Source organism: Buttiauxella sp. BIGb0552 (assembly GCF_004366275.1).
Lineage (GTDB): Bacteria > Pseudomonadota > Gammaproteobacteria > Enterobacterales > Enterobacteriaceae > Buttiauxella > Buttiauxella gaviniae.
In genome coordinates this window covers 127,668-140,821 of record NZ_SODY01000005.1, presented here as the reverse complement: position 1 = coordinate 140,821, position 13,154 = coordinate 127,668, and the positions used below count along the sequence as shown (strand labels likewise).

At 49.7% G+C, this 13,154-nt stretch carries 16 protein-coding genes and 1 riboswitch; of the genes, 7 read left to right on the top strand and 9 right to left on the bottom strand.

The window, feature by feature from the left end; translation table 11 throughout:
• Positions 1–12 precede the first annotated feature (12 nt).
• From EDF88_RS15850 to EDF88_RS15830, 5 genes are read right to left on the bottom strand one after another with little or no spacing between them, the layout of a single operon-like run.
• Positions 13–648, bottom strand: coding sequence for an urea amidolyase associated protein UAAP2 (locus EDF88_RS15850; RefSeq protein WP_134185766.1), 636 nt, complete (start codon positions 646–648; stop codon positions 13–15).
• Positions 642–1,355 (bottom strand): urea amidolyase associated protein UAAP1, encoded by a 714-nt coding sequence (locus EDF88_RS15845; protein WP_134185764.1) that lies wholly within the window; start codon positions 1,353–1,355, stop codon positions 642–644. The genes EDF88_RS15850 and EDF88_RS15845 overlap by 7 nt, the downstream gene beginning before the upstream one ends.
• Before the next feature lie 31 nt (positions 1,356–1,386).
• Positions 1,387–2,217 carry an ABC transporter ATP-binding protein gene (locus EDF88_RS15840; protein ID WP_134185762.1) on the bottom strand — a complete coding sequence of 277 codons (831 nt, stop codon included), beginning with the start codon at positions 2,215–2,217 and terminating at the stop codon, positions 1,387–1,389.
• A gap of 9 nt (positions 2,218–2,226) precedes the next feature.
• Positions 2,227–3,039: an ABC transporter permease subunit gene (locus tag EDF88_RS15835; protein WP_064561225.1), complete on the bottom strand. Its 813-nt coding sequence runs from the start codon at positions 3,037–3,039 to the stop codon at positions 2,227–2,229.
• A gap of 14 nt (positions 3,040–3,053) precedes the next feature.
• Positions 3,054–4,109 (bottom strand): putative urea ABC transporter substrate-binding protein, encoded by a 1,056-nt coding sequence (locus EDF88_RS15830; protein WP_134185760.1) that lies wholly within the window; start codon positions 4,107–4,109, stop codon positions 3,054–3,056.
• 60 nt (positions 4,110–4,169) lie between these two features.
• Positions 4,170–4,264: riboswitch (guanidine-I (ykkC/yxkD leader) on the bottom strand.
• Between the two features lie 315 nt (positions 4,265–4,579).
• Between EDF88_RS15830 and EDF88_RS15825 the strand changes: the two genes are divergently transcribed.
• From EDF88_RS15825 to cspA, 4 genes are all read left to right on the top strand, one after another.
• Positions 4,580–5,290 (top strand): DUF3053 domain-containing protein, encoded by a 711-nt coding sequence (locus tag EDF88_RS15825; RefSeq protein WP_064514467.1) that lies wholly within the window; start codon positions 4,580–4,582, stop codon positions 5,288–5,290.
• 157 nt (positions 5,291–5,447) lie between these two features.
• On the top strand, positions 5,448–5,717 hold the full coding sequence (locus EDF88_RS15820; protein WP_064514465.1) for a hypothetical protein: 270 nt from the start codon (positions 5,448–5,450) through the stop codon (positions 5,715–5,717).
• Between the two features lie 14 nt (positions 5,718–5,731).
• Positions 5,732–6,070: a hypothetical protein gene (locus EDF88_RS15815; protein WP_083962923.1), complete on the top strand. Its 339-nt coding sequence runs from the start codon at positions 5,732–5,734 to the stop codon at positions 6,068–6,070.
• 269 nt (positions 6,071–6,339) lie between these two features.
• Positions 6,340–6,552, top strand: a complete 213-nt coding sequence (gene cspA, locus EDF88_RS15810) for an RNA chaperone/antiterminator CspA (protein ID WP_034460397.1) — start codon at positions 6,340–6,342, stop codon at positions 6,550–6,552.
• A gap of 64 nt (positions 6,553–6,616) precedes the next feature.
• On the opposite strand, the gene yiiM is transcribed toward cspA, so the two are convergent.
• Entirely contained in the window at positions 6,617–7,291 is a 675-nt protein-coding gene (yiiM, locus tag EDF88_RS15805) for a 6-hydroxyaminopurine reductase (protein WP_134185759.1), read from the bottom strand.
• A 70-nt stretch (positions 7,292–7,361) separates the two neighbouring features.
• Positions 7,362–7,982 carry a superoxide dismutase [Mn] gene (gene sodA / locus EDF88_RS15800; protein WP_064561221.1) on the bottom strand — a complete coding sequence of 207 codons (621 nt, stop codon included), beginning with the start codon at positions 7,980–7,982 and terminating at the stop codon, positions 7,362–7,364.
• Between the two features lie 465 nt (positions 7,983–8,447).
• Between sodA and EDF88_RS15795 the strand changes: the two genes are divergently transcribed.
• Genes EDF88_RS15795 through EDF88_RS15785 form a run of 3 tightly spaced genes read left to right on the top strand, consistent with a single transcriptional unit; the run spans position 8,448 to position 11,261 of the window.
• Positions 8,448–9,431: a TRAP transporter substrate-binding protein gene (locus EDF88_RS15795; RefSeq protein WP_134186027.1), complete on the top strand. Its 984-nt coding sequence runs from the start codon at positions 8,448–8,450 to the stop codon at positions 9,429–9,431.
• A gap of 17 nt (positions 9,432–9,448) precedes the next feature.
• Positions 9,449–9,961, top strand: coding sequence for a TRAP transporter small permease (locus EDF88_RS15790; protein ID WP_134185757.1), 513 nt, complete (start codon positions 9,449–9,451; stop codon positions 9,959–9,961).
• Positions 9,954–11,261, top strand: coding sequence for a TRAP transporter large permease (locus EDF88_RS15785; protein WP_134185755.1), 1,308 nt, complete (start codon positions 9,954–9,956; stop codon positions 11,259–11,261). Before EDF88_RS15790 ends, EDF88_RS15785 begins: the two co-directional genes overlap by 8 nt.
• Positions 11,262–11,299: 38 nt before the next feature.
• On the opposite strand, the gene rhaR is transcribed toward EDF88_RS15785, so the two are convergent.
• Together rhaR and rhaS are read right to left on the bottom strand one after the other, a co-directional pair.
• Positions 11,300–12,145 (bottom strand): HTH-type transcriptional activator RhaR, encoded by an 846-nt coding sequence (rhaR, locus tag EDF88_RS15780; protein WP_134185753.1) that lies wholly within the window; start codon positions 12,143–12,145, stop codon positions 11,300–11,302.
• A 74-nt stretch (positions 12,146–12,219) separates the two neighbouring features.
• Entirely contained in the window at positions 12,220–13,053 is an 834-nt protein-coding gene (gene rhaS, locus EDF88_RS15775) for an HTH-type transcriptional activator RhaS (RefSeq protein ID WP_134185751.1), read from the bottom strand.
• Positions 13,054–13,154: the final 101 nt, after the last annotated feature.

The window sequence follows — 13,154 nt, the reverse complement described above, 5'->3', positions numbered from 1 at the left end:
GCGCTAAATGTATTACCAGACGGCGACTTCAATCGGCGTTGGGTTGTAACCATTACAAGGGTTGTTGAGCTGTGGGCAGTTGGAGATCATCACCAGAACGTTCATTTTCGCCACCAGTTCGACGTATTTCCCTGGCGCTGAGATGCCATCGGCAAATTGCAGCCCACCTTCTTTGGTGACCGGTACATTCATAAAGAAATTGATGTTGTGGGTGATGTCGCGGCGCGTCAGGCCATATTCCGGGTGCTGCGCCACGGCAAGCAACCAACTATCACGGCAGGCGTGCATATGTCGTTTTTCAAGTGAATAGCGAACGGTGTTGCTCTCTGTAGCACAGGCACCGCCAAGGGTGTCGTGACGGCCACAGGTATCAGCCACAATTTCCAGCATCGGTCGGTCTTCACTGGAGCGCAGTACGCTGCCCGTAGTGAGAAAAACGTTGCGCTGGCCGCGCAGCGTATCCGTCACGCTGTAGCGCTCGGCGGTGTCGTCAGCGTTATAAAACAGCGTATCTGCCGCCTGGTTGCCTTCCAGATCTGTGATGCGCAGCGTCTGGCCCTCTTGCAGACGATAAACCCAATAATCACCGGCGTTTACCGTGGCTTTGAGCTGGGCAGTTTCTGTATGGCGTGGGCTTTCAGTCAGCATCCGCAGGCTCCTTCAGTCAGGATATAAAGTTCGTTGTTATGCAGGCCGCGGCAGTTTTCTTCACGTTGCAGGCAGATTTCTGGCAGCGGTTGGCGGGTTGCGTCCAGCTGAATACCCAGCACCTGGCGCGGGTACGCATTGGCGGTGTTCAACGGGTGCGGGCAGGTGTGAAGAATCACTAGCGTGTCCATCGCAAAACGCAGGGTGACAGATGCACCCGCAAGGCCCTGCTGCTCGAGTGTTAAATCACCTTCATCGCTTGCGGTGACTTTGGCGAAAAAGTTGATATTCGCTGCCATATCGCGTTTCCCAAGGCCGTATTTCGCCAGTTCAATCAGAAAGCTGTCGTAGCCGTTTTGGTGGCGTTCGTTGTGGGCCTGTTGGTAATCCAGTACGCCGAATTGCTCTGCGATTTGCGCGGCATTGCTGCTGCCACAGACGGTTTCATGCCAGCCGAAAGTGTCTTGTTCAATGCCGCAGAAGATGCGCCCCATATCGGAATAGAGGCAGTGTCCGGCGGTTAAGCGGAAGGTGTGCTGGCATTTCAGGGTGTCCGGCGCGTTATAGCGTTCCAGCAGGTTTTCCGGGTTGTAAAACAGCGCAGCAGCGTTGACGCCACCATTAATGTCGGTGAGCGTTAAAGCGGTGCCACTGCGCATGATGAGCGACCAGTGGCTGCCTGCGGGTAGTTCGGTTTGGTATGTCATGTCGGCTCCTTATTGGGTGATCGATTTAGGTTCAGGACGCCCTCACCCTAACTCTCTCCCCCAGGAGAGGGGACTGATCGAGTTCTGGATTCTCCCTCTCCCTTTGGGAGATAGCCGGGGTGAGGGGGGCTTTCCCGGCAGGTTTTTTATCAAGAGGAATATCGTAAGTAATGCTCGCACCCCAACGATCTGGTGCCTGCGGGTCGTGACGTACTTTGTCGAACACCCACAGCCTTGAACCGAGCGAAAATCCCTCTTTCAGGTCATGCGTAATCATAAAAATGGTCAGGCGGTGACGCTCCCACAGGTCGCTAATCAGCAAGTGCATTTCATTGCGAATGCCTGGGTCGAGTGCGCCAAAAGGCTCATCAAGCAACAAAATGCGCGGCTGTTTCATTAACGCCTGAGCCAGCGCCAGGCGCTGCTGCATACCGCCGGAAAGTTGGTGGGGATATTTATTTTGCGCAGGCAGCAGTCCAACCTGGTCGAGCATTGCACGGGCGCGTTCACGAATATCATGGCGCTTCTTGCCCCACACTCGCCCCAGCCAGCGGGCGGTGCTGAACTCCTCGGCCAGCATCACATTGCCAATCACCGTCAGGTGCGGGAACACCGAATAGCGTTGAAACACCACGCCACGTTGCGCATCTGGCTCTTGTGAAATCGGCTGGCCATCCAGTAAAAACTCGCCTTTAGTGGCGCTTTCAGTACCCAGCAGCATCTTCAAGAAGGTGGTTTTACCGCAACCGGAAGCGCCGACAATCGAGACAAACTCACCTTCTTCAACGCTGACATTCAGCCGTTCCAGTACCACCTGGTCGCCATAGTGCTTTTCGATATTTTTCAGTTCGAGCAACGCCATAGCGCCTCCTTATTTTGCGTAGTACCACGGGAAGCAGCGGCGGTTGATGACGCGCAGCAGCAGGTCGAGGGTGAAAGCGAGCAGCGTAATCCACGCCACGTACGGCAAAATCACGTCCATCGCCATATAACGGCGCATCAGAAAGATGCGGTAACCGAGCCCTTCGGTGGCGGCAATCGCTTCGGCGGCAATCAGGAACAACCAGGCAGAACACAGCGACAAACGCACCGCATCAATCAGGCGAGGCAAAAGCTGTGGCAGAACCACGCGCCAGAGGATTTGCGCGCTATGGCCGCCAAGTGTCTGGGCTTTCACCATTTGTTCATGGGGAATGGCCTGCACCTGAAGCTGCAAATCACGCACGATAAAAGGCGTAATGCCGATGACAATCAGCACCACTTTTGACACTTCCCCCAGCCCAAAGGTGATGAAGAGCACAGGCAAGATAGCCAGCGGTGGGATCAGCGCTATCAAGGTAATCAGCGGTGAAAGAACCGAGCGCACAACCGGCAGGGCACCGCAAAACAGGCCAAAAACCAGCGCCAGGAATGCACTCAGCCCCACACCGACCAGCAAACGAAGCAGGCTTGCCGCGCTGTCGGTCCAGAACAGATATTCCCCGGTGCGCGGGCTTGGCGTGAATGCCATACGATCGATAGCCGCCCACATGGCATCAAACCCCGGCAACAGTTTGTCGTAGCTGTTTGCCGCAAGACGGGCGTCAGATGCCACCAGATAGAAGAAGATCACCGCAATTAACGGCAGGGCGCCCATCAGCACTCGGGTCATTGGCTGGGGTTGGTAGTTAATGATTTTGCGCATGGGGCACCTCCGGTTTACAGCGTGTTGCTTACGACGAGGCGAAGAAACTCATCAGTGAAGCGCAGTTTGGTGTTGTTGGTGTCACCCCAGTTGCCGGCAGGGGTTGCAACGCCTACCACATCGGCTGATGGTGCGGCATCGCCTAACAAACCGTGTTTAAAGGAAAACTCGGCAACCATCTGCATGGTGGCTTTTAGCTGCGGGCTGTCGGTGAAGTCGAGCGCCAGTTTTGGGTCGCTGAACAAGTGTGTGGCAGCAAGCTGGGCGTCGAACCCGGCTAAATCGGTGCCCGCCGCCTGGCCCATTTGCGTACGCGCGGTTTTGGCGGTTTCCGACTCCCCCTGCATCACTTTCAGCGTTTCAAACCAGGCGCCGGTCAGGGCTTTGCCTAATTCCGGGTGGGCTTTCAGGGTTTCGGTGTTCACCACCAACAGGTCGAGAATTTCGCCGGGGATTTGTGCGGAAGAGAACAGTAATTTGGCGTTCGGTTGCTTTTGCGCTTCGGCCAACAACGGGTTCCAGGTGACGATAGACTTCACCTCTGGCGTGGTAAACGCAGCGACAAGATCCGCATCTGCGGTGTTGACCACTTTCACATCACGCTCACTCAGGCCTGATTTTTCCAGGGCGCGGGCGAGTAAATAATGGGAAACCGAAAGCTCAACCAGGTTAATCGGCTGGCCTTTAAGCTCAGCGATAGATTGGGCGGATTTAGAGAGGATGCCGTCATTACCGTTGGAGTAGTCGCCAATAATCAGCGCGGTGCTGTCGACGCCGCCTGCGGCAGGAATGGTCAGCGCATCCATATTGGTCATGGTGCAGCCGTCAAATCCTCCGGCGGTGTATTGGTTCACTGATTCGATATAGTCGTTAACCTGCACGAACTTGATATCAATGCCGTATTTATCGGCCCACTTTTTGACGATGCCGCTTTGTTGGGCGTAATCCCATGGCATCCAGCCTGCGTAGATAGACCAGCAGAGTTTAAACGAGGGTTTTGCGGCAAAGCTGCTGACACTAAACAGCGCGAGTGCGGCAAACAAGATTCCACGGTGGCAAGCTTTAAGCATGGTGGTTCCTCTGACGGTTGCGGAAAAAGGTGCAGGAGGGCGGCGCTCAATGGTCGCTTATCCTCCCGGGCTTTTGTCCCGCCGTGTAACCGCCAGAGGGCGGTCGATCACTCTCGGACCAGCATCTTTCGACCGGAACCCTAGTGATCCATTACCAAATTGTATGGCGACATCGGTTGCCCGTATCACCCCTGCATCCAGATATCAGCAAGATGAATGCCAGGTATGAAAAATAGTTGATTTATCTATTTATTACAGAGGATTAACGTACGTTTATGGGTGTGCTCAGTTTAAGGGAGATGTGCCAATAAGGTGCAGGGTGGCGTATGAAAATGCACCATTTCAGCGCAAATATGCCTGAAAGAGATTGTTGTGAAAGGGTATCTTGCAAAGTCAGGTTGGACTATCCTTAGCAGCATTATTGGGTGCGCATTTGCGTATTTGCATTGAATGGTGAAGGAGTAGAAAAGATGGCGACAGGTAAGTCCTGGTCACGCTGGTTTGCGCCGCTTGCGGCAATTTTAATGGTGGTGAGTCTGAGTGGCTGTTTTGATAAAGAAGGCGATCAACGTAAAGCGTTTATCGATTTCTTACAAAACACAGCGATGCGCAGCGGTGAACGCCTGCCAACGCTGACAACGGATCAGAAAAAACAATTCGGTCCGCTGGTTTCTGATTACGCGATTTTGTATGGCTTTGCCCAACAGGTAAACCAGGCAATGGATGACGGCATGAAGCCAGTCGCCGATAGCGTAAACAGCATTCGTGTACCACAAGATTATATGACTCAGCGTGAACCTCTGAGCCAGGCTAACGGTTCACTGAACGTGTTGGGCCAACAGGTGCAGAATGCCAAAATGCAGGCAGACAGCGCTCGTTCCACCTTAAAGCAGCCTGACGATTTGAAAGTTGTTTACGACAAGGTTTATCAGAAAGTGGTTACTGCTCCGGCAGACGCAATGGCTCCACTGATCCCTGCGGCACAAACTTTCACAGCACAACTGGTGCAAGTGGGTAACTTCATCCAGCAGCAGGGCACTCAAGTTGGCTTTACTGCTGGTGGCATTCAGTTCCCAACCTCACAGCAGGCAAGCCAGTACAACTCGCTGATTGCTCCGCTGGCTTCACAGCATCAGGCATTTATGCAGGCATATTCTGCTGCTCAAACTTCAATGCAGTAATTGCTGTTTTCCCCGTCGCAAGGCGGGGAATATTCTCCCTCTTTAGCATTCCCCATTCGCACTTAATTCCTGCCCAAGGTACAAATTTGTCATAAATTTGACACCGCCTGATGCTGTTCATAAACTCGTCATTAACTGTCCGTTATGAGGAGTTCTCATGCCAAATACAATGTCCCAAAAGACTGCCCGAGAAGGGTTAAGCAACCCTGAGCTTTTTGAGGGCGGCGTTTACGTCACGAAAAACGGTGTCGCGGAACTCTTTGTTCAGACAGCCGCTGAGCGCCAGTTGGAAGAGGCTGAGCGTTTACGCGAACGCCAGAGCAACGCGCTATTAAAACTGGTGATGAAGGCCAAGCACGAAGTGACAGAAGGGAAAACGGTTTCGCCTGAAGCTGCCCTCCAACGACTCCGTACTGCAAGGAAATAAACAGGGAGTATAAAGTGAAGGAACACCACATTGTACTTACCGAAACTGCGGTGAAAAGCCTGCAGGATATTGAATTCTTTAAGTCACAATTTATCGGTGTTGAGGCTGCTGGAACATTCATTGAATCGCTGTTATTACGTTCGGTTGCGGCTATTTCAGAGGACCCAACCCGATATCGTATAAACGGTACTCTCGCGGACAAAGGTGTCAGGATTCGTGAGTGGCTGGATGTGGAAAATGAGTATCGTTGTTTTTATGACGACAGCAACCATTCTGAAATCGGCATTTTACTCTATGCAAGCATGAAGGAAGATTTCGAATCGGCGCTCTATCGCCACAATGTTATTTACTGAGTTTACCGCTACTCTGAGTTTCCAGACCGCAGATGGCCTGAGCTCCAGCCCTGCGGACGGCTAAAATAAACCTTGTTATTCACTACTGTTATATGAGTTAATGCATTCATCGGTTTGAAGCACAGACCCTTAAGCAGTTTAGTAGCGCAGTCCTCAAAGAGTTATCATAGATACCCTTCGACGTGATCTACCTTCCTTTATCGCTTTAAAAAATCTGTAAAACATTCCAATTGCGCCGGAAGGCAAATTTAATTTAAAAGGTAATATCTATGTCTAACAAAATGACTGGTCTCGTAAAATGGTTCAACTCTGACAAAGGCTTCGGCTTCATCACTCCTGACGATGGCTCAAAAGACGTGTTCGTACACTTCTCTGCTATCCAGATTGATGGCTACAAGTCTCTGGACGAAGGCCAGAAAGTGTCTTTCACCATCGAAAGTGGTGCTAAAGGCCCAGCTGCTGGTAACGTAACTAACCTGTAAGGTTAACGTTAGCAAAGCTAAGAATTTAAAAACCCGCCTCGGCGGGTTTTTTCGTATCTGGGGTTTATTTCCCAAACAATCTCCGGGAATTATCTTCGATCTTCCCTAGCAGACGCCGTTTCTGCATAGTTCGCGTCCAGCTCACGGATAGCCCTGCAGCCGAAAGTAACCGGTGATACTGCTCATCATCAAATGGCATATGCCATGCTGTCGCAATCGCTTCTGCGACCGTCACATCACTAACGCGAGAAACCAGCTCAAGTGGTGATTCCGTCGATACATTTCCCGCCATTACGACCCGATAAAGCCAGCCGCAATAACCCGTTTCCTGCATCAAAGAAGACATATCGCTAATGCCAAAATGGTAATTCAGCTTGAAGCAGGGTGAGCGCGGCTGCGTGACCTGAATCAGTGCTTCTCCCCAACGGAAAATATCGCCGATATAGACATCTTTTTCTGTCAGGCCTTCGGTCGATAGGTTTTCACCGTAGGCCGGAGCGGTAAAAAGCTCAGCTTGTTCGGGAAATTCACGCGTCCAGTGAAGATAATGTTCACGCGGGTAGTGGCATAACGCGCGATCCGGCCCGCCATGAATGACTTTTTCAGCCTGCTGATCGCCTTCAAGGCCCAGTTCGGTGAGTTTAAGTTCACCATCGACCTGATATTTGGCAATAGCACTCGGCCTACTGCCCTGATATTCACGAATTTTGCCGATATAAACGTTTAGCGAATAGTGCATCTGAACCTCCCTGCAACAGACATAAAAAAAGCGAGCCATCAGGCTCGCCTCTCGTCAGCTGCAATGCAACTTATTTTTTAGCGGCAAAACGTGCTGCTGCTTCGTCCCAGTTCACTACATCCCAGAATGCTTTGATGTAGTCAGGGCGACGGTTTTGGAATTTCAGGTAGTAAGCGTGTTCCCAAACGTCCAGGCCCACGATTGGGAAACCGGAAACGCCAGAAACAGCTTCGCCCATCAGTGGGCTGTCCTGGTTTGCGGTAGAAACCACAGCCAGTTTGTCGCCTTTCAGTACCAGCCACGCCCAGCCAGAGCCGAAGCGAGTTGCTGCTGCTTTCTCAAATTCTGCTTTGAAGTTATCAACGCTACCGAAATCACGCTCGATGGCCGCCTTCAGGTCACCTTGCAGGGTGGTGCCAGTTTTCAGGCCTTTCCAGAAGAAGCTGTGGTTAGCGTGGCCGCCTGCGTTGTTACGCAGAACGGTTTTCTTGTCTGCTGGCAGTTGATCCAGTTTAGTGATCAGCTCTTCAACTGGCAGGCTTGCGAACTCTGGCAGAGACTCCAGCGCTGCATTCGCGTTGTTTACGTACGCCTGGTGGTGTTTGCTGTGATGGATTTCCATCGTTTGTTTGTCGAAATGTGGTTCCAGGGCGTCGTATGCGTAAGGCAGGGATGGCAGTGTATAACTCATATTCATCATCTCCATTTATACCCGTCCCCCTTCAAGCTGCAGATGCGTTGGCTGCGTTCACTCATCCGAATCATTAGTTTACTAAGATCATCGGGATTCGTTCACTTGCCGCCTTCCTGTAACTCGAAGGTCTAAGGGATATTATCGAACGGCGAACAAGCTGTTAACGCCGCGTAATCAGTTGGTTCATTATAGTTAATTAAATGATATTGAAAATGATTATCAATGCCGTACTTTTAGCATGGTTATAACTTTTCGTTATCTATCTGAATAAAATAATGGTTTGAACGTTGATGCGCCTGCCTCTCAGCGTAAAATGCTGAAAATCCTGAAATGTGAAACACGCTTTCAAAATCTTTCTCACAGCGCCACCTTTCTCCTCGTTCTGGCAAAATCCACAAGGTGTTGCTCGGCTTATCCTCGTATTTTCGCTCCAGGAAAAACCATAATCATCACGAGGGAGTTATGAACATATCACGGACAGTGAATACTCTACTTTTATGCTGTTTAGCTACTCTGGCTTTTAGGTCTAACGCTGAAACCGTCCTACGCCTTGCCTATGCTGAAAACAGCCAGCCAGTTAAAGACGCGCTTCATTTTTTGGGAAAACAAATCGAAGAGAAAACCGCTGGTGAAGTGAAGGTTATTTACTTTCCCGACGCTCAGCTTGGAGGTGAACGAGAACTGGTAGAATTGACACAGGTTGGGGTTGTCGATATCACCAAAGTTTCATCCGGTTTGATGGAAAGCTTCTCCCCTATGTATGGCGTGTTTTCCCTGCCGTATCTGTTTGCTGATATTGAAGAATATTACAAAGTAATGGATAACGCTGATGTGATGGAGCCAGTTTATCAGTCTACTGTCGCACAGGGTTTTTTCGGCATCGGCTGGTATGACTCAGGCGCCCGCAACTTTTATATGAGCAAGGGGCCCATCCGTAAGATAGAAGATCTTCGCGGCAAAAAAATCCGCGTCATGCAAAGTGACACTGCTATTCGCACGCTTAAGCTGCTGGGTGCATCACCTATCGCGATGAGTCAGGCTGAAGTTTATACCTCTCTTCAACAGGGCATTCTGGATGGAGCCGAGAACAACGAATTTGCTCTGACTATCGCCCGTCACGGCGAAGTTGCCCGCTACTACACCTACGATATGCACACCCGCATCCCCGACATTCTGTTAATGAGCTCTTTAACCCTGGAAAAGCTGACACCTGAACAGCAAAAAATTGTTAAAGCAGCAGTAAAAGCATCGATTGAGTTTGAGAAAGCAGCCTGGGATAAGGAAATCGAAAAAACCCGACAACAAGCGATGAAAGACTTCAAGGTGGAGTTCTTTGAAATCGACAAAAAACCCTTCCAGGACGCTGTACAGCCAATTTATGAGGGGCTGAAAGATAAGCCTGCTCTCTATTCGCTGTATCAAAATATTCAATCAGCAAAACACTAATTTTACAGGTTCGGATTATGGATACGTTAAGAAAGATACTCGATCAAATCCTTGGCAGTATTTGTTGTCTGTTGCTGGCAACGATGGTGTGTATTGCCTGTTGGCAGGTGATTAGCCGTTATATTGTTGGCGTGCCAAGCACCACCTCAGAAGAACTTTTACGCTTTTCACTGGTATGGCTTTCAATGCTGGGAATGGCCTACGTTGCCGGGAAGAATCAGCATATTAGCCTGACAATATTAGTCGACAAAGTGTCCCCAGCCGTTCGCCGCTGGTGGATGATTGTGCTGCAGTTGACCTTCGCGGCCTTCTCCATTTGGGTACTGATTATCGGTGGCCTGAAAATATCCTCAATATCGATGCTACAAATCTCACCGGCGCTAGGTATTCCCATGGGGAAAATCTATTACGCTCTGCCAGTCGCGGGCATTCTGATTATTGCTTACAGCCTGATGAACATTCTGGATTTGTGCAAAGCAATGAATACAGAGATGGATTCCAGCACTACCATGGAGAATCAACATGATTGATCCAATCCTTGCATCTTTCACGCTGGTAAGTGTTTTTGTAGTGCTCCTCGCCATGGGCGCTCCTATTGGTATCTGCATCGTTATTGCGTCATGCGGAACAATGATGCTGGCTTTACCTTTTGATATTTCAATGTTTGCTACTGCACAGAAAATGTTTTCCAGCCTGGACAGCTTTGCCTTATTAGCAGTGCCATTCTTCGTATTATCTGGGGTGATAATGAATAGCGGAGGAGTCGCGACCCGGCTTGTTAACTTCGCCAAACTGTTTACCGGAAAACTGCCTGGTTCACTTTCTTATACCAATATTATCGGCAACATGATGTTTGGTGCCATTTCCGGTTCAGCCATTGCTGCATCGACCTCAATTGGTGGCGTTATGGTGCCAATGAGCGCAAAAGAGGGTTATAGCCGTAGCTTTGCCGCGGCGGTAAATATCGCCTCAGCGCCAACAGGGATGCTGATTCCGCCGACTACCGCATTCATTTTATATGCACTGGCGAGTGGTGGAACGTCCATTGCTGCACTATTTGCCGGTGGCCTGGTGGCGGGAGTTATGTGGGGCGTGGGCTGTATGTTGGTTACATTGGTTGTGGCCAAACGTAATAACTACCGTGTGTTTTTTGCTCTGCAAAAAGGCATGGCGATGAAAGTCACCATGGAAGCGGTGCCGAGCCTGTTGCTGATTGTGATCATTGTCGGCGGAATTGTGAAAGGTATTTTCACCGCTATTGAAGCCTCAGCGATTGCCGTGGTCTATACCTTGATACTCACGATGGTGCTTTACAGAACCATCAAGATTAAAGATTTACCGGACATCCTGATCCAGACCGTGGTGATGACAGGAGTCATCATGTTCCTGCTGGCAACATCTTCGGCAATGTCATTCTCAATGTCGATAACTAATATCCCGGCGGCACTAAGCGACCTGATTTTGGGTATCTCTGATAACAAGTTAGTCATCTTGCTTGTCGTGACAATATTTTTGCTGGTTATCGGCGCGTTTATGGATATCGGTCCTGCCATCCTGATTTTCACCCCTATACTGCTGCCAATTATGGTGAAGTTGGGGGTAGATCCGGTGCATTTCGGGATCTTGATGATCTACAACCTTGCGATAGGCACCATCACACCTCCAGTAGGAAGCGGGCTTTATGTTGGGGCCAGTGTGGGTAAGGTTAAAGTAGAAGAAGTGATAAAACCGCTGATTCCATTCTATATTGCCATCATTGGTGTGCTGTTTATCATTACCTATATACCTGAAATTACGTTGTTCTTACCTCGTATATTGGGAGTGATGTAACAACACGACTGCACTCGGCAAGCCCGAGTGCAGTGCCTTCAGTCTGCGAGATGGCGTTGTCGCCACTGGCTGGGGGTCATCTCCATTTCCCGCGTAAACACCGCAGAAAAATAGTTACTGTCTTCAAATCCACAACGGGTTGCCACTTCACTCACTAAATAATCTGTATGGCGAAGAAGATATTGAGCATGGCAAATCTGCAACTGGCGCAAATAATGGTTAACCGTCATTCCCGTCTGCTGTCGAAATTGCTGGCGTAGTGCCCGCTCATTACATTGATTGTCATGGCAAAACTGTTCCAGCATAAATGTCCGTTCCAGGTTGCCCGCCAGCGCTGTAATCAGCTTATCTAACAATGTTTCACTGGAAGTGACTGGTACGCTGTCAACGGCATAGCGATGCCGATGCAAAGTAATCAACAGCTGAGCAAAAAGTGTTTCTGTTAGACAAAACGAAAAGGCTTCTGCTTTGCGGCTTTCCTGTTCAATCTGCGTGATAATTTGCCGTACGAGGTTCATGCCATTGGTGCCAAGACGCCAGTAAGGTTGAAATGACCCGTCTTCCAGACCAGGGATCAAAGCCTTCCAGTCAAGATTCAGTTTCAGTCGCTCAGGGCAATAGATAATATTTTGTAAAACGAGGTCGTTTACCGAGGCATAAGAGTGACGGTCTTCAGCACGAATATAGAATAAATCACCACGGGTGATGCGATATGGGCGATCGTTGAGGATGTGTAATCCATTTCCGCGCCAGACAATCACCAGCTCGCAGAACTCATGGGTATGTTCGGCAAAAACATCCTGCGGATAGCGATCCGCCACGTTAACTGCTTGCTCAGTACCGGAGAAGAAATCAGATTTTCGCAGGATTAACTGGCCGGCCACGGGCTCTCACCTCTGAAGATAACGACCTGATATTATCTCCCGATAGTGAAAGCAAAACGGTGACTATCTTCTCGTTACTGGAGTTGGGTATCACGTCCGTGGCGAATATCGCGCGGTGACCAGCTGAACTCACGTTTAAACAACGTGGAAAAGTGGTTGCTGTCACCAAAGCCGCATTCGAAAGCAATGTCAGTCACGCTATTTTCGCTGTGGCGTAACAAATGGCGGGCCTTAATCAGACGTAGACGGTTAAGGTAGCGCTGGGGGGTAAGGCCTGTTTGCTGTTTCATTTGGCGATGTAACGTACGCAATGACAAAGAAAATGTATCAGCCAAATGTTCCCAATTGATCTCACAGGCAAAATTATCCTCAAGCCACATCATCAAATGATTAAGCTGCATATCGTTCTCTTTACCGCTTTCATTCAGGCTGGTCTTACGGAGCAGTACTAACAATTGCATGAACAGTACTTCACGAGTGGCAATTGAATGAATATTGTCGCAGTCGCATTGCACCATTTGATCGATAAGCGGGCGAGCCTGCTGCAATACTGACTGATTGACCCGCCAGTGCGACGGATAGTTTCCCTCTTCTTCTTGCGGCAGCAACTTATCCAGGCCTGAAATAAACTGAAACCCTTGCGGAGAGCGATAAAGAACATTCGTCAGACAGAGATTTTCTGTGTGTTCATATAAATGACGGTCGTGATCGCGCACGAAGCACACCATTCCCCGGCTTAGAGTGTGGGGTAAGCCATTGAAGACATGTATCCCTGTTCCGTTTTCGACAATGACGATTTCAAAGAAATCATGATCATGTTCTGGAAAGGCAAATTGAGGAGCACGCGGTTCAATCGCAACAGAAGCATGACCAGACTTGAAGAAATCAAAGCCGTGTAATTGTGCCATTCTCTCTACCCTCAACCAATGTAATGTGTCCAGAGCATAGTGAACGAGAAGAATTATCACCTTGAATTTTTGACAGTAAAAAAAGCAAATATTGCATGATT

What these genes read in the sequence shown, in the direction of transcription:
- EDF88_RS15850 (WP_134185766.1), bottom strand. Translation starts at nt 648, where the DNA reads ATGCTGACTGAAAGCCCACGCCATACAGAAACTGCCCAGCTCAAAGCC.
- EDF88_RS15845 (WP_134185764.1), bottom strand. Translation starts at nt 1,355, where the DNA reads ATGACATACCAAACCGAACTACCCGCAGGCAGCCACTGGTCGCTCATC.
- EDF88_RS15840 (WP_134185762.1), bottom strand. Translation starts at nt 2,217, where the DNA reads ATGGCGTTGCTCGAACTGAAAAATATCGAAAAGCACTATGGCGACCAG.
- EDF88_RS15835 (WP_064561225.1), bottom strand. Translation starts at nt 3,039, where the DNA reads ATGCGCAAAATCATTAACTACCAACCCCAGCCAATGACCCGAGTGCTG.
- EDF88_RS15830 (WP_134185760.1), bottom strand. Translation starts at nt 4,109, where the DNA reads ATGCTTAAAGCTTGCCACCGTGGAATCTTGTTTGCCGCACTCGCGCTG.
- EDF88_RS15825 (WP_064514467.1), top strand. Translation starts at nt 4,580, where the DNA reads ATGGCGACAGGTAAGTCCTGGTCACGCTGGTTTGCGCCGCTTGCGGCA.
- EDF88_RS15820 (WP_064514465.1), top strand. Translation starts at nt 5,448, where the DNA reads ATGCCAAATACAATGTCCCAAAAGACTGCCCGAGAAGGGTTAAGCAAC.
- cspA (WP_034460397.1), top strand. Translation starts at nt 6,340, where the DNA reads ATGTCTAACAAAATGACTGGTCTCGTAAAATGGTTCAACTCTGACAAA.
- yiiM (WP_134185759.1), bottom strand. Translation starts at nt 7,291, where the DNA reads ATGCACTATTCGCTAAACGTTTATATCGGCAAAATTCGTGAATATCAG.
- sodA (WP_064561221.1), bottom strand. Translation starts at nt 7,982, where the DNA reads ATGAGTTATACACTGCCATCCCTGCCTTACGCATACGACGCCCTGGAA.
- EDF88_RS15795 (WP_134186027.1), top strand. Translation starts at nt 8,448, where the DNA reads ATGAACATATCACGGACAGTGAATACTCTACTTTTATGCTGTTTAGCT.
- EDF88_RS15790 (WP_134185757.1), top strand. Translation starts at nt 9,449, where the DNA reads ATGGATACGTTAAGAAAGATACTCGATCAAATCCTTGGCAGTATTTGT.
- EDF88_RS15785 (WP_134185755.1), top strand. Translation starts at nt 9,954, where the DNA reads ATGATTGATCCAATCCTTGCATCTTTCACGCTGGTAAGTGTTTTTGTA.
- rhaS (WP_134185751.1), bottom strand. Translation starts at nt 13,053, where the DNA reads ATGGCACAATTACACGGCTTTGATTTCTTCAAGTCTGGTCATGCTTCT.